The sequence below is a fragment of the Leifsonia sp. YAF41 genome (assembly GCF_052113185.1).
Taxonomy (GTDB): Bacteria; Actinomycetota; Actinomycetes; order Actinomycetales; family Microbacteriaceae; genus Cryobacterium.
Genome location: NZ_JBFRCS010000017.1, coordinates 26,636 through 45,651, shown reverse-complemented (window position 1 = coordinate 45,651; position 19,016 = coordinate 26,636). Strand labels below are relative to the sequence as shown.

Annotated in this window: 17 protein-coding genes; 7 read left to right on the top strand and 10 right to left on the bottom strand. The window is 66.1% G+C overall.

Annotated elements, in window-relative coordinates; all coding sequences use genetic code 11:
- Window positions 1–18: 18 nt before the first annotated feature.
- A complete protein-coding gene (gene ychF, locus AB4Y63_RS18025; RefSeq protein ID WP_441792441.1) occupies window positions 19–1,092 on the bottom strand; it encodes a redox-regulated ATPase YchF in 1,074 nt (357 codons plus the stop codon).
- A 132-nt stretch (window positions 1,093–1,224) separates the two neighbouring features.
- On the opposite strand from ychF, the gene AB4Y63_RS18020 reads away from it, so the two are divergent.
- Complete coding sequence (locus AB4Y63_RS18020; RefSeq protein WP_441792440.1) at window positions 1,225–1,842, top strand: exonuclease domain-containing protein; 618 nt, start codon at window positions 1,225–1,227, stop codon at window positions 1,840–1,842.
- Window positions 1,843–1,941: 99 nt separating this feature from the next.
- Window positions 1,942–3,273, top strand: a complete 1,332-nt coding sequence (rmuC, locus tag AB4Y63_RS18015; protein WP_441792439.1) for a DNA recombination protein RmuC — start codon at window positions 1,942–1,944, stop codon at window positions 3,271–3,273.
- Window positions 3,274–3,410: 137 nt separating this feature from the next.
- Here rmuC and AB4Y63_RS18010 read toward each other — a convergent pair whose 3' ends face one another.
- The 5 genes from AB4Y63_RS18010 to AB4Y63_RS17990 all read right to left on the bottom strand — a co-directional run bounded on the left by AB4Y63_RS18010 (window position 3,411) and on the right by AB4Y63_RS17990 (window position 10,021).
- On the bottom strand, window positions 3,411–5,174 hold the full coding sequence (locus AB4Y63_RS18010) for a dipeptide ABC transporter ATP-binding protein (protein WP_441792438.1): 1,764 nt from the start codon (window positions 5,172–5,174) through the stop codon (window positions 3,411–3,413).
- Entirely contained in the window at window positions 5,171–5,968 is a 798-nt protein-coding gene (locus AB4Y63_RS18005; protein WP_441792437.1) for an ABC transporter permease, read from the bottom strand. The genes AB4Y63_RS18010 and AB4Y63_RS18005 overlap by 4 nt, the downstream gene beginning before the upstream one ends.
- Entirely contained in the window at window positions 5,965–7,047 is a 1,083-nt protein-coding gene (locus AB4Y63_RS18000) for an ABC transporter permease (protein ID WP_441792436.1), read from the bottom strand. The genes AB4Y63_RS18005 and AB4Y63_RS18000 overlap by 4 nt, the downstream gene beginning before the upstream one ends.
- A gap of 54 nt (window positions 7,048–7,101) precedes the next feature.
- Complete coding sequence (locus AB4Y63_RS17995) at window positions 7,102–8,685, bottom strand: ABC transporter substrate-binding protein (protein WP_441792435.1); 1,584 nt, start codon at window positions 8,683–8,685, stop codon at window positions 7,102–7,104.
- 91 nt (window positions 8,686–8,776) lie between these two features.
- Window positions 8,777–10,021 carry an amidohydrolase family protein gene (locus AB4Y63_RS17990; protein WP_441792434.1) on the bottom strand — a complete coding sequence of 415 codons (1,245 nt, stop codon included), beginning with the start codon at window positions 10,019–10,021 and terminating at the stop codon, window positions 8,777–8,779.
- Between the two features lie 121 nt (window positions 10,022–10,142).
- On the opposite strand from AB4Y63_RS17990, the gene AB4Y63_RS17985 reads away from it, so the two are divergent.
- Together AB4Y63_RS17985 and AB4Y63_RS17980 are read left to right on the top strand one after the other, a co-directional pair.
- Entirely contained in the window at window positions 10,143–10,538 is a 396-nt protein-coding gene (locus tag AB4Y63_RS17985) for a hypothetical protein (RefSeq protein WP_441792433.1), read from the top strand.
- Window positions 10,525–10,986, top strand: coding sequence for a PPC domain-containing DNA-binding protein (locus AB4Y63_RS17980; protein WP_441792432.1), 462 nt, complete (start codon window positions 10,525–10,527; stop codon window positions 10,984–10,986). Before AB4Y63_RS17985 ends, AB4Y63_RS17980 begins: the two co-directional genes overlap by 14 nt.
- Here AB4Y63_RS17980 and AB4Y63_RS17975 read toward each other — a convergent pair.
- From AB4Y63_RS17975 to AB4Y63_RS17965, 3 genes are all read right to left on the bottom strand, one after another.
- Window positions 10,976–12,532 (bottom strand): helix-turn-helix domain-containing protein, encoded by a 1,557-nt coding sequence (locus tag AB4Y63_RS17975; RefSeq protein ID WP_441792431.1) that lies wholly within the window; start codon window positions 12,530–12,532, stop codon window positions 10,976–10,978. The two genes, AB4Y63_RS17980 and AB4Y63_RS17975, sit on opposite strands and share 11 nt — an antisense overlap.
- 41 nt (window positions 12,533–12,573) lie before the next feature.
- On the bottom strand, window positions 12,574–13,506 hold the full coding sequence (glpX, locus tag AB4Y63_RS17970) for a class II fructose-bisphosphatase (RefSeq protein WP_441792471.1): 933 nt from the start codon (window positions 13,504–13,506) through the stop codon (window positions 12,574–12,576).
- A gap of 141 nt (window positions 13,507–13,647) precedes the next feature.
- Window positions 13,648–14,664 carry a fructose-bisphosphatase class II family protein gene (locus AB4Y63_RS17965; RefSeq protein ID WP_441792430.1) on the bottom strand — a complete coding sequence of 339 codons (1,017 nt, stop codon included), beginning with the start codon at window positions 14,662–14,664 and terminating at the stop codon, window positions 13,648–13,650.
- Between the two features lie 123 nt (window positions 14,665–14,787).
- Between AB4Y63_RS17965 and fbaA the strand changes: the two genes are divergently transcribed.
- Both fbaA and AB4Y63_RS17955 read left to right on the top strand, forming a co-directional pair.
- Window positions 14,788–15,813: a class II fructose-bisphosphate aldolase gene (gene fbaA, locus AB4Y63_RS17960; RefSeq protein ID WP_441792429.1), complete on the top strand. Its 1,026-nt coding sequence runs from the start codon at window positions 14,788–14,790 to the stop codon at window positions 15,811–15,813.
- Window positions 15,814–15,827: 14 nt separating this feature from the next.
- Complete coding sequence (locus tag AB4Y63_RS17955) at window positions 15,828–16,478, top strand: DUF6264 family protein (RefSeq protein WP_441792428.1); 651 nt, start codon at window positions 15,828–15,830, stop codon at window positions 16,476–16,478.
- 105 nt (window positions 16,479–16,583) lie between these two features.
- On the opposite strand, the gene AB4Y63_RS17950 is transcribed toward AB4Y63_RS17955, so the two are convergent.
- A complete protein-coding gene (locus AB4Y63_RS17950) occupies window positions 16,584–17,645 on the bottom strand; it encodes a 4-hydroxy-3-methylbut-2-enyl diphosphate reductase (protein WP_441792470.1) in 1,062 nt (353 codons plus the stop codon).
- A gap of 90 nt (window positions 17,646–17,735) precedes the next feature.
- Between AB4Y63_RS17950 and xseA the strand changes: the two genes are divergently transcribed.
- Complete coding sequence (gene xseA, locus AB4Y63_RS17945; RefSeq protein WP_441792427.1) at window positions 17,736–19,016, top strand: exodeoxyribonuclease VII large subunit; 1,281 nt, start codon at window positions 17,736–17,738, stop codon at window positions 19,014–19,016.

Genomic DNA, 19,016 nt, shown 5'->3' with positions numbered 1-19,016 from the left:
GGTTGAACCGGAACTCGATTACACGTTGAAGCGGAACTCCACCACGTCGCCATCCTGCATGACGTATTCCTTGCCTTCCATGCGGGCCTTGCCCTTGGCACGAGCCTCGGCAACCGAACCGGTCTCGATCAGGTCATCGAACGAGATGATCTCGGCCTTGATGAAGCCCTTCTGGAAGTCGGTGTGAATGACACCGGCCGCCTGGGGCGCCGTGGCACCCTTCGGGATCGTCCAGGCGCGAGTCTCTTTCGGACCAGCAGTCAGGTAGGTCTGCAGACCCAGGGTGTCGAAGCCGATGCGGGCGAGCTGGTCGAGCCCGCTCTCGGACTGGCCGGTGGAGGCGAGCATCTCGGCGGCATCCTCGTCATCGAGTTCGGCGAGCTCCGACTCGAGCTTGGCGTCGAGGAACACGGCGTGGGCGGGCGCAACGAGGTCGGCGAGCGTCTTCAGCTTGTCGGGGCTCTGCAGCACGGCCTCGTCGACGTTGAAGACGTAGATGAAGGGCTTGGCAGTGAGCAGACCGAGCTCCTTGATCGGCTCCAGGTCGATGTTTGAGGCCGACAGCGGCTTGCCGGCGTCGAGGAACTCCTGTGCCTTCTTGGCCGTCTCGACCACGATGGGATCGGCCTTCTTGCCCTTGACCTCTTTCTCGAAGCGCGCGATCGCCTTCTCGAGGGTCTGCATGTCGGCGAGGATCAGCTCGGTGTTGATCGTTTCCATGTCGCCGGCCGGGTTGACCGCACCGTCGACGTGAACGACGTCTTCATCTTCGAATCCGCGGATGACCTGAGCGATCGCATCCGCTTCACGGATGTTCGCCAAGAACTTGTTGCCCAGGCCTTCGCCCTCGCTCGCACCCCGCACGATGCCGGCGATGTCGACGAACGACACCGGAGCCGGGAGAAGACGCTCACTGCCAAAGACCTCGGCGAGTGCCGCGAGACGCTTGTCCGGCAGGTTGACCACACCGACGTTCGGCTCGATCGTGGCGAACGGGTAGTTCGCTGCGAGCACGTTGTTCTTGGTGAGTGCGTTGAACAGGGTGGACTTGCCGACATTGGGCAGACCGACGATTGCAATAGTGAGAGCCACGAGGGTCAATCGTACCGGCTTCATCGATGTGCGGGGGCTGCATGTCGACTGAGCGGATGCCCCCGGCGACGCTTTCAGCTCTCTGCAGCAGATTCGGGCGACGTCTTCAGCCACGCGTGAGAGCATTAAGGCGTGCCTTTGAACTTCACTGCCATCGATTTTGAGACCGCCAACTCGTCGAGCGCTTCTGCCTGCTCGGTCGGTTTGGTCAAGGTGCGCGACGGCCGGGTGGTCGACAAGGTGGGCTGGTTGATCCAGCCGCCGGCCGGACATGACGCATTCCTGGAATGGAATACGAAGATTCACGGCATCCGCGCCGAGGATGTCATCGGTGCGTCAACCTGGGCCCAGCAGCTCCCCGATTTGGTAGCGTTCGCCGACGGCGACCACCTGGTCGCCCACAACGCCGGCTTCGATCTCGGCGTGATCAAGACATCCACCACGGTCTCGGGGCTCGTCGTGCCCGACTTCCAGTACGTCTGCAGCCTGCAGGTCTCCCGCGCCACCTACCACCTCGACTCCTACCGCCTGCCGGTCGTGGCGATGGCCGCCGGCTTCGAGGACTTCTCGCACCACGACGCCTTGGCCGACGCCGAAGCCTGCGCCGCGATCATGATCCACTCTGCAGCTCGGCATGAGGTCGACTCGATCGAGCAGCTCGCGCATGTCACCCGCGTCAAGGTGGGCGTGATCGGCCCGGTCGCGACGAAGGAACACGCGTCGACGCACGGCCCGATGGCGCTGAGCTAGTCCTTCCTCGCGGCACACAGTCGGGTCGATTCGAGATTAGTTCGGCGCGGCCGCGACGCCACGCCGAGCTGTGTCGGTGGCCACTGCGAGGATTGAAACATGGAACCCGTGCTCATGCTCATCCTCGGTCTGCTTCTCGGCGCACTCGTCGGCGCTCTGCTGGCTGTCGTCGTGCTGCAGCGCCGCACCTCTGCGCGCTCGTTCGGGGACGACCCGGCCGTAGTCGAGTCGCGCCACCAACTGGCACTGGCCGAAGTGCGCTCCCGCGAGACCGCTGCCGCGTCCCTGTTGCGCGAAGAGTTGGCATCGGTGCAGGCGACGACCGACGCCCTGCGTGCGCAGGTTCTGGATGCCCAGCGTCAGTACCGCGAACTGGCCGAGCGTCATCGCGCCGACCAGGAAGAGCACACCGAACGGGAGCGCCAGGAGAGCCGCGTGTTGCAGGCGCTCGCACCGGTGCGCGAATCTCTGCACGACATGCAGAAGAAGGTCGCCGAGTTGGAGACCCAACGAACTTTGCAGCACGGCGAGCTGAGCCAGCAACTGCGCTCGGCCACCGAGTCGGAGGAGCGTCTGCGCAGCACCGCCGAATCCCTGGCGTCGGCCCTGCGCGCAAACAATACCCGCGGGGTGTGGGGCGAAACCCAGCTGCGCAGCGTCGTCGAAGCGGCAGGCCTGATCGAACGGGTCGACTTCGACCTGCAATCGAGCATCACCTCTGACGCCGGCGCCGGTCGCCCCGACATGGTGGTGCACCTGCCGGGCGGCAAGAACATTGCCGTCGACGCGAAGGTTCCGTTCACCGCGTACCTGGAGGCGAGCCAGATTCCCGCCTCGGCGACCGGCGCCCTGGGCGCACAGCGCACCGAGCTGATGAAGGCGCATGTGAAGGCGGTGCGTGACCACATCACCACGCTGGGCAGCAAGGCCTACTGGCAGGGCCTGGATGCCTCGCCCGAGCTGGTCATCGCGTTCATTCCCAGCGAATCGCTCGTCTCCTCGGCTCTCGAGGCCGACCCGTCGATCATGGAGTTCGCGTTCAGCAAGCGAGTGGCCCTCTCCTCCCCCGTCACCCTCTGGTCGGTTCTGAAGACCGTCGCGTTCAGTTGGCAGCAAGACGTGCTCACGCACGATGCCCAAGTTCTGTTCGACCTCAGCAAGGAGTTGTACTCGCGGCTCGGCACCACCGCCACGCACATCGAGAAGCTCGGTCGGTCGATCGAGCGCACGGTCAAGGACTATAACGGTTTCGTCGGCTCCATGGAACGCCAGGTACTGCCGACCGCCCGCAAGCTCAACGCTCTCGACGAATCGAAGGTGTTGGCTCCGCTGGTCGGCATCGAAGATGCCCCGCGCGAGCTGGTGGCCTACGAGTTCGTGGCCGAGCTGGAGGCTGCTGAGCGTGAGGTAGCGCAGCTGGATGCGGTCTAGCCGCCGAACCGTGGCGAATCACCACTTTTAGGGCTTCGAAATGGTCAATTGACACGGTTCGGCGAAGAATCGCCCGAGCGAAACAGACCCACGTCGACGCACGTCGACAGACGCACTCCGAGTCGCGCGAGCTCCGGCTAGTGCACGCCCACGAGTTCGGATGCCACCCGACGACCGGGGATCGCCTCCAGCAGCTCCTGCGTGTACTGCTCGGCCGGGTTCGACAGAATCTGGTCGGCAGTACCCAACTCGATCAGCTTGCCAAACCGCATCACGGCGATTTGGTCCGACACTTGACGGATGACGCCGAGGTCGTGTGAGATGAAGAGGTAGCTGAGTCCGAACTCAACCTGCAGATCGACGAGAAGCTGCAGAATCTGTTCCTGCACCGACACATCGAGTGCCGACACCGGCTCGTCGAGCACCAAGAGCTCCGGGCCGAGGGCGAGGGCGCGCGCGATCGCGATGCGCTGACGCTGACCGCCCGAGAGCTGCGTCGGCTTGCGCTCGGCAACGGCCGGGTCGAGGCGCACGGCGTTCAGCAGTGCCCGCACCGTCTCGGAGCGCTCGGCCCGCGAGCCGATTCCGAACGCGCGCAGCGGCTCGGCAATGATGCGCTCAACCGACATGGTCGGGTCGAGCGAGCCGAACGGGTTCTGATAGACGACCTGCACACGACGACGCAGCTGGCGCAGCTCCTCGCCACGCAGACCGGTGATGTCGACGCCGTCGAACTGGATGCGACCGGAGTCCGGGGCGATGATCCGCGCGGCGATCCGTGCCGTGGTGGTCTTGCCGGAACCCGACTCCCCCACGATCGAGAATGTGCTGCCACGCGGCACCGCGAACGAGACGGAATCGACCGCGGTGAGCGTTGACGCCACACCGCCCGACGGACGCAGCGTGTAGGTCTTGGTCAGCTGGTCGACGAGCAGGATGTTGTCGGCCGGGAAAGAGGTCGGCGACCCCGATGCTGCCGGCACCGATGACACAACCGGGACTGACTCCGCTGACGACCGGAACCCGAGGGTCAGCCCGGAGCGGGCGGCGGCAGCCTCGACATCGTCCGCATCGACGATTCTCGGCACCAAGCGCTTGCTCGACAAGCCGGGTGCGGCGGCTACGAGCTCCTGCGTGTAGGGGTGGCTGGGCGAACCGAGCACGTCGGCGGGGGTGCCCTGCTCGACGATGCGCCCCTGTTGCATCACGATGATGTGATCGGCCCGGTCGGCGGCGACCGCGAGGTCGTGGGTGACCAGGATGACCGAGGTGCCGTGATCGCGGGCCAGGCTCTCGATCCGGTCCAGCACCTGGCGCTGCACGGTCACGTCGAGCGCGCTGGTCGGCTCATCGGCGATGACCAGGCGCGGGGTGCACGCCCAGGCGATGCCGATCAGCACGCGCTGCTTCATGCCTCCCGAAAGCTCATGCGGGTACTGCGCAGCGCGGCTGACGGCATCCGGAATGCCCACCTGGTCGAGGATGCGCACGGCCTCAGCGGCGGCATCCTGCTTGCTCAGCTTGAGGTGCAACCGCAGGGTCTCCGCGATCTGCTCCCCGACCTTGAGCAGGGGGTTCAGCGAGTTGCTCGGATCCTGCGGCACAAAACCGATCTCGGCGCCACGGATGCGACGAAGCATCCGCTCGGGCATTGCCTGGAGGTCCTGGCCGTCGAAACTGATCGATCCCGACACGACGCGGCCACCCTCGGGCAACCGACGGATGAGCGCCTGCGAGAGGGTGCTCTTACCGGAACCCGATTCTCCGACGATCGCCACGATGGCACCGCGCGGCACCGTGAAGTCGAGGCCGCGCACGGCGTGTGTGACGTCACGGCCGTTTGCGTAGTCGATCTGCAGGTCGCTGACGCGAAGCAGGACATCACTCTGGTGCACGATCATCGTTCTTCTCCGATCAGGCGCGCCAAACGATTGACGGCAAGTACTACGACCAAAATCACGGCACCGGGGATGATGCTGAGCCACCACGCGGTCGCGACGAAGTCACGGCCCGATGAGACGAGAGCTCCCCATTCCGGGGTCGGCGGCTGAGCGCCGAAGCCAAGGAAGCTCAGGGCGGAGACCGCGAGAATCGCGGTTCCGAGTTCGAGTGCGGCCAGCGCGATGACCGGCTTCGCCGAGTTCGGCAGCACGTGTTCGACCAGAATCGACGGCCACTTCACGCCGAGCGTGCGAGCCGCTTCGACATATTCCTCGTTGCGGATGCGTACGACCTGCGACCGCATGATGCGCGTGAACGAGCCCGCTGCACCCAGCCCGACGCCGAGAGCGACCGACCAGGGACCGAATCCGAGACCGGCAACGACGATGAGGGCGAGCAGCACGCCGGGAACGGCGATCAGCACGTCGACAAAACGCATCACGACGAAGTCGAGCTTGCCGCCGACGAATCCGGAGATCAGTCCGACGACCGCGCCGACGACGACACCGACGAGCACGGCGGCTCCGGCCGAGGAGAGCGAGAGGAACGCGCCGTGAACGACCCGGGAGTAGACGTCCCGGCCCAGGTGGTCGGTTCCGAACCAGTAGGTCGCCGACGGAGGCAACAGTTTGTCGGCGGCCACGCCCACGAATGGGTCGTGAGTGGCGAACAGCGACGGAAGGACCATGGCGGCGACGGCGGCCAGGAGAATGAGTCCGGCGACGATCACGCCGGGTTTCTGCAGGTTTCTCATGACTCAATTCCCGCTTCGGTCAGAGCGGTTTCGACGGAGGGGGCGACGGATGCACCAGCGGCAACAGTCACAGCAGCAGGCACGGCGGCGGGGGCAGGCTTCCCCGACTTCGCACGCCGGCCGAACGATCCCCGGGTGCGCGGATCGATGATGCCGTAGGAGATATCGACGATCAGGTTCACCACCGAGTAGACGAGGGCGACGACGATAACGACGCCCTGAATGACCGTGGCGTCCCGGGCCAGCACGGCGTCCACCGTGAGCCGGCCGATGCCATCCCGGGAGAACACCGTCTCGACAACGGCGGTTCCGCCTGCGAGATAACCGATCAAAAGGCCCAGGATGGTGATCGACGGCAGCAGGGAGTTGCGCAGCACGTGCCGCAGGAAGATGCTGCGCGGCGAGACACCCTTGGCGACGGCCGTGAAGACGTAGGGGCTGCGCATCGCCTCCATCACTGCGGAGGAGAACACCTGGAAGAAGATGGCGCCGATCGGCAGCGCGAGGGTGATCGCGGGCAAGATCACCGCGGCCGGATTGCGCGTGCCGGAGGCCGGCAACCAGCCGAGGCCGAACGAGAAGACGCTGACGAGCACAAGTCCGCTCAGGAACGCGGGAATTGCCACGCCGAGCGGCGGGATCTGCAGCAGCGTCTGACGAACCCAGCGTGACGGCGTAAGGAACGCCAAGAAGGTGAGCACCACCGAGGTGACAACACCGAAGATCAGGGCGAGTACGGCAACGGATGCCGTATTGGGCAGCGCCCGGGCGATCATCGCGTCGACCGGCTGGCCGGTGGCGATCGAGACGCCGAGGTCTCCGCGCAAGGCGGCGAGGAAGTTGCCGAGGTACTGGTCCCAGAGCGTGCCGTCGAGACCGAGCTTCTCGCGCATCGCGGCGAGCGTCGCGGGATCGGTGGTCGTCGCATCCCCGCCCTTGACCGAGAGCGCGGCGAGCAACGGGTCACCAGGAAGCAGGTGGATCAGCAGGAACGTCACTGTGTAGGTCGCCCAAATCACGAAGGCGAATTGGATGAGCTTGGGTGCCACGAAGCGCAGCACCGCCAGAGTTCTCTGCACGGGTGACGTTCCTACTGATTCCACGAACTGATGACCTTGAGGGAGGGCGTGTGACTATTCGGCGACGCGCACGTCGTAGAGCAGCACGCGGGAGGCCGAGTCGAACTCGACGCCTTCGACGCCGGCCCGCGACGCGTGAAGCTGCCCGGTCTCGAGCGTCGGGATGAGGTAGGCGTTGTCGATGATGAGCTTCTGCGCCTGGGCGACGAGCTTCGCGCGCGCCTCGGGGTCGGCGGTCTTGACCTGCTCGGTGAGCACGGACTCCAGCTCGGCGTTGTCGACGATGCCCCAGCGTGCCTTGCTGTCCTTCGAGAACAGCACGCGCAGTGCGTCGGGGTCGGTGCGGGCGAGGCCGGCTCCGAGGAAGTCGTAGTCTCCGGTGGCGATCGCGCCGAAGAAGTCACCGGCGGTGACCATGTTCAGCTTGAGGTCGATGCCGATCTTCGCGAGCTGCATCGAGGTGGCCTCGAGCACATCCTGGGCGTAGAAACCGGTGACGGTGACCGAGAGCTTGGTGCCGTTCTTCTCACGGATGCCGTCGGCGCCCATGGTCCAGCCGGCCTTGTCGAGCAGGGCTTCGGCGGCCTTCGGGTTGTACTCCATCGCCTTCTCCTGGCTGGCGAAGCCCGGCGTCGTCGACGTCAGCGCGCTTGTCGGCGGCACACCGCTGGAGGCGCCGGTCAGCTCGTTGATCTCGCCACGGTCGGTGCCGAGCAGCATCGCCTGACGCACGGCGTCGTCCGAGACGATCGGGCGTGACGTGTTGGGGATGAGGCTGTTCGGGATTCCCGGGTTGGCCTTCGAGTAGATGTTGAAGTCGCCGGTGGTGAAGCGCGCCTCATCGGCATACGGGAGGTCCTGGATGATGTCGAACTCACCGGAGTCGAGACCGCCGGTGCGCACGCCGTTCTCGACGATGATCGGGAACTCGATGGTGTTCACGAGTGCCTCACCCGAGTGCTCACGCAGGCTGGACGCCCAGTCGTAGCCGGCGCGCTTCTCGATCACGACGGAGTCGTTGGGCACGTAGGACTTATAGGTGAACGGTCCGGCGCCGATGACCGTCTGGCAGCGTTCTTCCGGCGTCAAGACGGTGGTCGCCTCGGAGACGAGTCCGAGCGTCATCGTCGAGGCACCCTGCAGGAACTGGGCGTTCGGCTGCGTGAAGTTGACGGTGAAGGTGCGGTCGTCGGTCACGTCGACGCTGTCGTAGCCGGCGAGGTACTGCGAGGCGAGCGAAGCGGATGCGCCCATCGCGTAGAGCGCGTCGAAGTTGGCCTTGACGACGTCACTGGTCAGCGCGGTGTCATCGCTGAACGTGACACCCTTCTTCAGCGTGAACGTGTAGGCGGTGAGGTCGGCGTTGGTCTCGAAGGTTTCTGCGAGCCACGGCACGATCTCGTCGGTTTCGGCGTTCTGGTCGACGAGCGAGTCGACGACCTGACGACCGACGTTCAGCGCCGTCGTGACGGTGGTCTGCTGCGGGTCAAGACAGGTCGGGTCTTCCTTGAGGGCGAAGATGACGTTGTCCTGTGCCGATTCAATACCGGCGGCGCAGCCGGCGAGGAGGCTGACTGCTGCCAGTGCACCGATCGGTGCGGCCGCCCATCGCATTGCACGGGTGGTCTTGCTGCTCACTGTGGATCCCTTCAAGGTACTGCTCGCTGTGTGGAGGTGGTGCAGGGGTGAGGCCGCGCATTGCCCCCTGCGCGGCGGGTGGTGCGGGTGGTTAGGAACTCTGGAGCGCGGAGCGCACCGGCAGTGCGCCGGAGATCACGGCGCCGCGGGAGACGACGGCCACGATGTTCTCGGGGCGCAGCGTGTCGAGCTGCTCCCACGGGCGGCCCTTGATCACGACGAAGTCGGCGCCGAACGAGGGGGCGATGGTTCCGACGGTGCTGCCCATCCGGATCGCATCCGCGGCATCGGAGGTGGCGGCGATGAGGGCGCGCTCGGCCGTCCAGCCGAACATCTCCTTCATCAGTCGAACTTCTTCGAGCTGGTCGCCGAACTGCACGAAGACGCCGTTCGCGTCGGTGCCGAGCACGAAACGCACCCCGGCCTCGCCTGCCCGAGTGAAGTTGCGGTTGCGCTCGGCCACAACATCCTGTGCCTTCTCCTGCGCTTCGGCCGAGACATCGACGCGGCCTTCGGCGATCACATCGTTGATCATCAAGGTCGGGGCGACGGGGATGTTGCGCTCGAGCAGGCGAGCAAAGTGCGATTCGACAATGCCGGTGCCGTGTTCGAGCGAGTCCACGCCGTGGTCGAGGGCGATGTCGACGCCGATCTCGGTGTGCGTGTGGGCGGCCACGAGCATCCCCAGGGCGTGTGCCTCGTCGACGGTGGTGCTGATTTCGGCGTTGGTCTGGTTACGCCAACCCACCTTGTCACCCATCGAGAGCACGCCGCCGCTGGTGTAGATCTTGACGCCGTCGGCGCCGGCACGGGCCCACTCGCGCACGCGCTTGCGGCACTCGTCGGGGCTGTCGGCAACGGGATCACGGTGCGGGTAGTGCGGCGGGATGAAGAGATCGCCGTGCCCGGCGGTCATGCCGACCTGACCGTTGACCACGATGCGGGGACCCTGCTGGATTCCTTCGTTGAACACGCGGGCCACGGCCAGCTGACGCTCGTCGCCGGCGAGATCGCGCAGCGTGGTGACTCCGGCGCGGGCGGCACGCTGGGCGTTCGCGGCGATGTGGAAGACCCGCTCTTCGGTGGGTGTGATCAGCGGCCAGCTCGACCAGTCGACCTTGCGCTGCCCGGCGTAGGCGCCGAGGTGCACGTGGGTGTCGACGAGGCCGGGAATGATGCTGTATTCGCTGAACTCGGCAGCGGCATCCGCCGGCTCAACCGAGACGATGTTGTCATCGCTCCAACGCAGGGTGCTCGCACCGAGCGCGCTATGGCCGTCCCAGATCTGGATGCCCTCAAGCTCATGAGTGGCGGAAGCGGCGTGGGCGGCGCTCATGAGCGCGGCCCGTTGGAGCGCGTGAGTGACGTGTTGGAGAGCATGGAGAGAACCTTCCGCGTTTGCCTGCTGACACAGTATGGGAACGTGTGACGGCGACGTTGCCGCGAAAAAGGGGTGTGTGACACTGACCAAACGGTCACTCTTTAGTAAAGCTGGCGTGGGATTCAATCTCTACGACAGCGACTACAAAGAATCGGGCGCCGATGACCCCCTGACATTGGTGGATCATCCGAAAGCCAGCTACCAGTGTGCCAAGAACTGCCTGAGAAGAAGCCTTTTGTGGGAACCGCCAGTGTCGCCGCCCCCGGCGGGCACCGAACCTTGGCGGATCCTCCGTGTACGTGCTGAGACCCCTGTGATTAGCTCAAATGGATGCCTCATCAACGGTGATGTGCTGGGCATTCATCCGCACACCCTGTGCCTCACTCATTCAGAGGAACTCGTACCGTTGTCTCAACTTGTCACGCCGCTCCATGCCCACCTGCTCGCCGGGATCACTGATGTTCAGCGCTGAGCTGACCGCCGGTCGCCGGTTCGCTCTCGTGCTGCAGCCGGGCGATGACGTGACCGAGAGCCTGACCCGGTTCTGCCGCGAGAACGGCGTCGAGCAGGGCTACCTTCCGGTGTTCCTCGGTGCGTTCAGCACACTGTCACTGATCGGCACCTGTGAGCCCGTCGATGACGAGTTCGAGCCGATGCCGAAGTCGGTGCACCTGACCAACGTCGAGGGAATCGGCTCGGGAACCATCGCCTGGGATGGCGACGGAGTGCGCGTTCTGCCGCACCTGCACGTGGCGGTCGGCCTCAAGTCGTACTCAGCCACCGCCTACGCCGGCCATCTCCTGGCCGCGACGGTTCAGTACGTGACGGAGATCGTCGTCGAAGAAGTCGTCTCGCCCCGGTTCAGCCGGGTGCCGGACCCCGCTGCGCGCGGCATCGCGAACCTCCGCTTCACTGCATGATCGACAGTGCCAGATAGAGGTCGACCCGGTCTTTCATGCTCGACAGGTCGCGATCGGTCAGCGCTTCGATCCTCCCGATCCGATAGCGCAGGGTGTTGACGTGCACGTGCAGTTGGCCGGCAGCCTGCTGCCAGGCCCCCCCGGAATCGAGAAAGACGCGCAAGGTCAGCAGGAAGTCTGAGCCGTGGCGCTCGTCGTAGTCGGTGAGCGGCGCGAGCAGGCTTTCGGCGAACGAGCCGCGCACGCGCTCGGGCAGCATGGAGAGCAGCGCCTCATGCGACGGCGGCGTGGATCCGGTTCCCCACGTGATCGGCCCCGTTCCGGTGACCGACAGCATCCGTGCCCGAGCGGTGGTCACAGCCAGAGCGAGCTGGTCGACCGAGCTGATCTGTTCGCTCAGTCCGAGGCGCAGCCGGCGGGAGCCGAGCATCAGACCCTGGGCCGTGCTGTGGCAGCCGGCGAGTTCGATCAACCGCTCCGGCTTCGCATCATCGCCGCTGATCAGAACCAGTGCCTCGGCGTCACGCTGCGTGCCGAGCACCGTGTTCGTACCGTCGCCGACCAGCGCGGTGACGGCGCCGAGCACTGCGAGCGGCGGATAGTTGTGGTCGTCGATGGTGGCGGCGACGACGATCAGCGGGCGGGCCGGGTCGACGCCCAACAGACGCAGTCGCGCCGACGCCTCCCCCGGCGACACCGCGTCGTCGATGAGCATCGTGACGAGCTCGCCGACCTGTTCGAGTTCGGTCGCCCGGCGGTAGTTCGCGAGTTCCAGTTCGACCCGCACCACGGCGATCAGGGTGCGGATGACGCGTTCCAGGTCGGCGGGCCACTCACGGTGGTCGCCGGAACAGACCAGAAAACCGACCGGATGATCCCCGTCGCCGAGGATCGGCCAGACCGAGGAGGGGCGTCCCTCTTCATCGGGCACGACCGCGGCTGACCGGCCGGCCCCGAGCATCCGGTTCCAGACCGCGGCCCGCCATTCGATGCTGGGATCCGCACCGACGACCGCGGTGAGCGCTCCCCCGGAATCGAGCACCCAGCATCCGACGGCGAACTCCTGATGGAACAAACTCAACGCGCCCTGCGCACCGGGCCCGGAAGCCAGCGTGTCGAGGAGCTTGCGGTCGAAGCCGATGCTGCGGGAGATTTCGGGCCACTCACCGGTCGCCACCGACGACTCGATGAACTGGGCGATCGACTTGAACGAGACGGTTTTCGAGACGGTGAGAAGCGCCACTCCCCAGCGACGACAGGCAGCCTCGACGTAGTCGGGAATCTCGCCGATCACGATGCGGCCGACTACGACCGCTGGAGCGTTCTTGCCGGCCAGCTCCGAGATGAACACCTCGGCGCTCTCCGGACCCTGCGCCCAGAGCGCGCTGGTGAGCACGAGGTTGTGTGCCGAGAGAAAGTGACCGGGGCTCGGCAGGTCGACGATGTACGCGCCTTCCACCGAGCGTTCGAGCATGTCCGGAGTCGCCCAGACGACGCTCAAGCCCAGGTCTGGGCGCTCCAGCAGGTCGGCTACTCGCACCGGCACTCTCTCAATTCAGGTTCCCCGTGTAGCTGTTGCGGTGGTGGCTAGAGCCACTTCGAGGCGAGGTGCTCGGCCACAACGCGACGCACGGTGCCCGAACGCGAACGCAGCACGATGCTTTCGGTGCGGATCATCGGACCCTTGCGACGCACGCCGTCGACGAGCCCGCCATCGGTGACGCCGGTAGCGACGAAGAACGTGTTGTCGCCGCTGACCATGTCGTCAATCTCGAGGAGCTTGTCGACATCGAGTCCGGCAGCCACCGCGTTGGCGCGCTCGGTGTCGTTGCCGGGAGCGAGGCGGCCCTGCATGAATCCGCCGAGTGCCTTCAACGCACAGGCGGTGGTGATGCCTTCCGGGCTTCCGCCGATGCCGACGCACATGTCGATGCGTGTCTCGTAGCGGGCGGCGTTGATGCCACCGGCGACGTCGCCGTCGAGCATCAGCCGGGTTCCGGCGCCGGCCGTGCGAATGGCGTCGATCAAACCTTCGTGACGCGGGCGGTCGAGCACCGCGATGCTCATCTCGCCGACCGGCTTGCCGAGCGCCTTGGCCAGTTCACGGATGTTGTCGCCGATCGACTGGTCGAGGCTGACGACGCCGCGGCCGACCGCGCCGGTGGCGATCTTGTCCATGTAGAACACGCTCGAGGCGTCGAGCATGGTGCCCCGGTCGGAGACGGCGATCACCGAGATGGCGTTCTGGCGACCGGTCGCGGTCAGGCTCGTGCCGTCGATCGGGTCGACGGCAATGTCGCAGGCCGGGCCGCGGCCGTTGCCGACGTGCTCGCCGTTGAAGAGCATCGGCGCGTGGTCTTTTTCACCCTCGCCGATGACGATGACGCCGTCGAAGTTGACGGTGCCGAGAAACTTGCGCATGGCGTCGACGGCAGCGCCGTCTGCGGCGTTCTTGTCGCCGCGTCCGATGAACGGCACGGCACGAATTGCCGCGGCTTCGGTGGCGCGAACGAGCTCCATCGCAAGGTTGCGATCAGGGTGCTCGAAGAGGTTGGCGGAATCGGTGCTGGTCACTAAATGGTCCTTCCCGGACGAGTCGTGTGGCAGTGGCGAGGCCCATCATCGGGCCGGCGCTGGAATCCCAGTGCCGCCGGCTTCAGCCTACTCGCGTGTTGCCGGTCGGCCAGGCCCGGCAGGGTCAGCATCGGCTGCACGCTTGTGCACATCTGCCTGGCGCCGGATGCCCCCGCCCGGCGACACGAGCAGCGAAACGGTTTCAGAGCCGGTCGCGAGTCGTCGCACACCCGGGAGGTCGTCGACCCCCAACTCGCGCAGCCCCTCGACATCGGTGACGGCGGTGAGAAAGAAGTAGCCGTCGGCCGCGGCGAGATCGGCGAGCTCCAGAACCTCGACGGTCGAGAGTCCGGCGGCGTGGGTGCGGCCCCGTTCGGCGGGTGTCTGCGGCGACCGACGCGCCTGCATGATTCCGCCGAGCGCCCGCACCGCCACCGCGGTGAGCACCCCCTCCGGCGCCCCGCCGATGCCGAGCAGCAGGTCGATCGAACCCCTGGGGTGGGCGGCGTGCAGGGCGGGGATGACGTCGCCGTCTCGAAAACTGACAACCGAGGCGCCCACCGAGCGCACGGCATCCACGTAGGCCTGATTGCGTGGCCGGTCCTGAATCGCGACCCGCAGCGAGGTGACCGACCGATCGAGTCGGGCGGCGAGTTCGTGAAGCGTATCGACGGTCGGCGCGTCGAGGCGAAGGCCGGCAGCAGCCCCACTGGTCACGAACTTGTCGAGGTAGAACACGGGTCCCGGGTCGAACAGGCTGCCCCGCGGGGCCACCGACATCACCGCGATCGCACCGGGGCGATTCTCAGCGGCGAGCCGCGTTCCATCGACCGGGTCGACGGCCACGTCGACGCGGGGTCCGGCCCCGGTTCCCACGCGTTCGCCGGTGTGGAGCAGCGGGGCTTCGTCTTTCTCCCCTTCCCCGACCACGATGACCCCGTCGATCGGCACGCGGGAAAATGCCTGTCGCATCCCGGCCACCGCTGCTCCGTCGACGGCGTTGCGGTCGCCCGCGCCGACGAGCGGCGTGGCGGCGAGCGCCGCCGCCCCGGTCACGCCCAGAATCTGCTGCAGAAGGTCGTCGGTCAGAGTGAGTGGGAGCACGGTTCAATTGTGGCGGAACTGCTCGCCGCGGACTGGCCAGCGGGCACAAGTTCACAAGTGTCAATAGACTTTCACTATCTAGCCTGATCAGGCAGCCCCATCCGCACGTCACGAGGAGAAGCAATGCCCATCGCAACCCCCGACCAGTACGCAGAAATGCTGAACAAGGCCAAAGACAAGGGCTTCGCCTACCCGGCGTTCAACGTCTCCTCTTCGCAGTCGATCAACGCCGTTCTGCAGGGCCTGACCGAGGCCGGCTCCGATGGCATCATTCAGGTCACCACCGGTGGCGCCGACTACTTCGCCGGCCACACCGTCAAGAACCGCGCATCCGGTGCGTTGGCCTTCGCTCGTTTCGTGCACTCGGTGGCCGACAACTACCCCGTCACCGTTGCACTGCACACCGACCACTGCCCCAAGGGCGCCCTCGACGACTTCGTGATGCCGCTCATCGCAGCCTCCGAAGAAGAGGTGAAGGCCGGCCGCAACCCGATTTTCCAGTCGCACATGTGGGATGGCTCCTCGGTTCCGCTTGGCGAGAACCTCGAAATCGCCAGGGACATGATCAAGCGCACGAAGGCGATCAACGCGATCCTCGAAGTTGAGATCGGCGTCGTCGGCGGCGAAGAAGACGGTGTCAGCCACGACATCAACGACAACCTGTACACGACCCTTGACGACGCGATCGCCATGGTCGACACGCTTGGCCTCGGCGAGCAGGGCCGCTACATGGCCGCACTCACCTTCGGCAACGTGCACGGCGTCTACAAGCCCGGCAACGTCAAGCTGCGCCCCGAGCTGCTGAAGGACATCCAGGACGGCCTGCAGGCGAAGTACGGCACCGCCGCCAAGCCGCTCGACCTCGTCTTCCACGGCGGATCCGGCTCGACCGATGCCGAGATCGCCGAGGCCGTCGCCAACGGCGTCGTGAAGATGAACATCGACACCGACACCCAGTACGCCTTCACCCGCGCCATCGCCGACTACATGCTGAAGAACTACGACGGCGTGCTCAAGGTCGACGGCGAGGTCGGAAACAAGAAGCTCTACGACCCGCGCGCCTGGGGCAAGGTCGCCGAGTCGGCTATGGCCGCACGCGTGGTCGAGTCGACCCGCCAGCTCGGCTCCGCCGGGCACTCGAACAGCTAGTACGAAGGATGACGATGGCCGACAACCTGGGTACGCCCCCGGCAGGTTCCGAACCCGCTGAACCTCAACCGACGACACCGCCCGGAGATCAACGGCCACGACCCAAGTACGGCGAACTCGCCCCCGAGGGGTGGACCTGGAGTCCGCCCCCGGGTGCGAACCCGCACAGCCAGATCACGCCCGCCCCTTCCTCCGACGCGACGTCGGCGGCGAACCCAGCGACGAATTCGGGCCGACAGGGGTTCGGGGCTCCTGCCCCGTCGCCGCACCTCGGCGATCTGTCGACGAAGTCGCAGGGCAGCGCTCCCGCCTGGGATCGCCCGATCACCATCGCTCTTCTCGTGGTGGGGCTACTCGGACTCTTCTCCGCCCTCGCCATTTTGAGCTCGGTGCCCGAAGCGGTTCAGATGCTCTACACGCAGGAGAAACTCGGCACCTACACTCCCGCTGCGGGGGTGGCCGGCCTGATCCTGGCCGGAAAGCTCACGCAGGGCGCGATCTGGGTCGTGACCGCAGTGGTCTCAGCCCTGGTGATGCGTCGGCGTCGCCGCGCGTTCTACATCCCGCTGATCGGTGGCGTGTTGTCGGTCGTCGCGATCTTCGTCTTCTTGTCGATCGTCTTGACGACCGACCCGACCTTGCTGAACTTCTACCAAACGCAGTAGCCGTTCGGTGATTGAGCCTGTCGAAATCACGGGACCTGATCTCAGGACCAGGTCGCGGGGTCTCGACAGGCTCGACCAACGGTCGAGCCTGTCCGGCCTCAACGCCTACAGGTCGTTGCAGCCCGGCTCTGACGACACCGTGTTGCGCCCACCGAGCGCACGCTCGTCGGTCGTGCCGCTGCGCGTCTTACGCAGCTCTTTCGGCAGCGAGAAGATCAGGTCTTCTTCGGCCGTCTTGACTTCCTGCACATCGCCGTAGCCGGCATCCGCCAGATCGGCCAGCAGTTCTTGTACGAGCTCATCGGGCACTGACGCACCGCTGGTGACGCCGACGGTGTTCACGCCGTCGAGCCATTCCTGCTTGACCTCACTCGAGTAGTCCACCCGGTAAGCGGCCTTCGCGCCGTACTCCAGAGCTACCTCGACCAGGCGCACCGAGTTCGAAGAGTTGGCGGAGCCGACGACGATCACGAGGTCGGCGTCCTTGGCCACTTTCTTGATCGCCACCTGGCGGTTCTGGGTGGCATAGCAGATGTCGTCGCTGGGCGGATCTTGCAGGTTCGGGAAGCGGGCGCGCAAGCGGCGCACCGTCTCCATCGTCTCGTCAACGCTTAACGTGGTCTGTGACAGCCAGACGACCCGGTTCGGGTCGCGCACCTCAATGGTGTCGGCTTCGTCTGGGCTCCCGACGATGGTGGTGTGCTCGGGAGCTTCACCGGCAGTGCCTTCGACTTCTTCATGGCCTTCGTGGCCGATCAACAAGATTTCGTAGTCGTCCCGTGCGAAGCGCACGGCTTCGCGGTGCACCTTGGTGACGAGCGGGCAGGTGGCGTCGATGGCCTGCAGACCGCGCTCGGCGGCCGCGTTGACGACGGCCGGCGAGACGCCGTGCGCGCTGAAGACGAGGTGCGAACCGGTCGGAACCTCGTCGACCTCCTCGACGAAGATGGCGCCCTTGGCTTCAAGTTCTGTGACCACGTGGATGTTGTGCACGATCTGCTTGCGCACGTACACCGGTGCACCGTAGTGCTCCAGCGCCTTCTCGACCGCAATCACGGCGCGGTCGACACCGGCGCAGTAGCCGCGGGGCGCGGCGAGCAGCACCTTCTTCGGCCCATTGACGGGGGTATCCTTGAGCCTGTTGCGCAGGCTCGGGATTCGAGGCATGCCGAGGCCGATCACGGGCGAATTCGTACGAGTGGTCACCCCCTCAGTCTACGGCGCAGCCACCTGAGAGTCCCCCAGAAGGAGACCGTGATGAGCGACGCCGTCGCGACCGATGCCCCGTCCACCGTCGACACGCCGTGGCCGGTCGGCCTGCTGTCGTCGAAGATCCGCGGTTACATCGAGCGACTCGGCACGGCCTGGGTCGAGGGCGAGGTCACGCAGTGGGGCGTCAGCGGCGGCAACGTCTACGGCAAACTCAAAGACCTGAACGAAGATGCCACGGTCAGTTTCACCGTCTGGTCCTCCGTCAAGTCGCGCCTCACCTCCGATTTCAAGCAGGGCGACCGCGTGATCGCACTGGTCAAGCCCAACTACTGGGTCAAGGGCGGCACCCTCACCATGCAGGTGTTCGAACTGCGCCACGTCGGTCTCGGCGACCTGCTCGAACGCCTCGAGCGACTGCGCAAGCAACTCGCCTCCGAAGGGCTCTTCGACGCGAGCCGCAAGAAACCGCTGCCATTCCTCCCCCACTGCATCGGTTTGGTGACCGGCAAAGACTCGGATGCCGAGAAAGACGTCATCCGCAATGCCCAATTGCGCTGGCCGGCGGTGAGCTTTCGTGTGGCTCATGCCGCGGTGCAGGGTGAGCGTGCCGTCGGCGAGGTGACCACCGCCATCCAGCGCCTCGACGCCGATCCAGAGGTCGACGTGATCATCGTCGCCCGCGGTGGCGGCGACTTTCAGAATCTTCTCGCGTTCAGCGACGAGTCGCTCGTGCGCGCCGCAGCCGCCTGCGTCACGCCCCTGGTCAGCGCGATCGGCCACGAAGCCGACCGTCCGCTGCTCGACGACGTCGCCGACCTGCGTGCGTCGACACCGACGGATGCCGCCAAGCGCGTCGTTCCCGACGTGTCCGACGAGCTCAACCGGGTGCAGCAGGCCCGGGCGCGCCTGAGCACCCGGCTCACCGGCATCCTCTCGCACGAGGTTGACCGCATCGGCCAACTGCGCTCCCGCCCGGTGCTCAGCGGTGCCGACTGGATCATCGACTCCCGCTCCGAAGACCTCACCCGGTATGTCGCGCGCGGCGTGGAGCTCACCGGCCGGATGCTCGAACGCTCAGGCTCACAACTCGCCGAACTGCGCAGCCAGCTGCGCGCGCTGTCACCCCAGGGCACGCTCGACCGCGGCTACGCCATCGCTCAGCTGCCGGGCGGCGCCGTGCTCCGCTCGGCGGCCGACGCCCCCGAGGGAACAGCGCTGGTGCTCACGGTGGCCGAGGGCCGCCTCACGGCGACGAGCAACGGGGCCGCGGCACCGATCGTCGGCGCCGTTGCCGCAACCGGTCCGACCACAGCTTCCTCGAATTAG

What these genes read in the sequence shown, in the direction of transcription:
- rmuC (WP_441792439.1), top strand. Translation starts at nt 1,942, where the DNA reads ATGGAACCCGTGCTCATGCTCATCCTCGGTCTGCTTCTCGGCGCACTC.
- AB4Y63_RS18010 (WP_441792438.1), bottom strand. Translation starts at nt 5,174, where the DNA reads ATGATCGTGCACCAGAGTGATGTCCTGCTTCGCGTCAGCGACCTGCAG.
- AB4Y63_RS18005 (WP_441792437.1), bottom strand. Translation starts at nt 5,968, where the DNA reads ATGAGAAACCTGCAGAAACCCGGCGTGATCGTCGCCGGACTCATTCTC.
- AB4Y63_RS17990 (WP_441792434.1), bottom strand. Translation starts at nt 10,021, where the DNA reads ATGAGCGCCGCCCACGCCGCTTCCGCCACTCATGAGCTTGAGGGCATC.
- AB4Y63_RS17980 (WP_441792432.1), top strand. Translation starts at nt 10,525, where the DNA reads ATGTTCAGCGCTGAGCTGACCGCCGGTCGCCGGTTCGCTCTCGTGCTG.
- glpX (WP_441792471.1), bottom strand. Translation starts at nt 13,506, where the DNA reads ATGGAGCTCGTTCGCGCCACCGAAGCCGCGGCAATTCGTGCCGTGCCG.
- fbaA (WP_441792429.1), top strand. Translation starts at nt 14,788, where the DNA reads ATGCCCATCGCAACCCCCGACCAGTACGCAGAAATGCTGAACAAGGCC.
- AB4Y63_RS17955 (WP_441792428.1), top strand. Translation starts at nt 15,828, where the DNA reads ATGGCCGACAACCTGGGTACGCCCCCGGCAGGTTCCGAACCCGCTGAA.
- AB4Y63_RS17950 (WP_441792470.1), bottom strand. Translation starts at nt 17,645, where the DNA reads ATGCCTCGAATCCCGAGCCTGCGCAACAGGCTCAAGGATACCCCCGTC.
- xseA (WP_441792427.1), top strand. Translation starts at nt 17,736, where the DNA reads ATGAGCGACGCCGTCGCGACCGATGCCCCGTCCACCGTCGACACGCCG.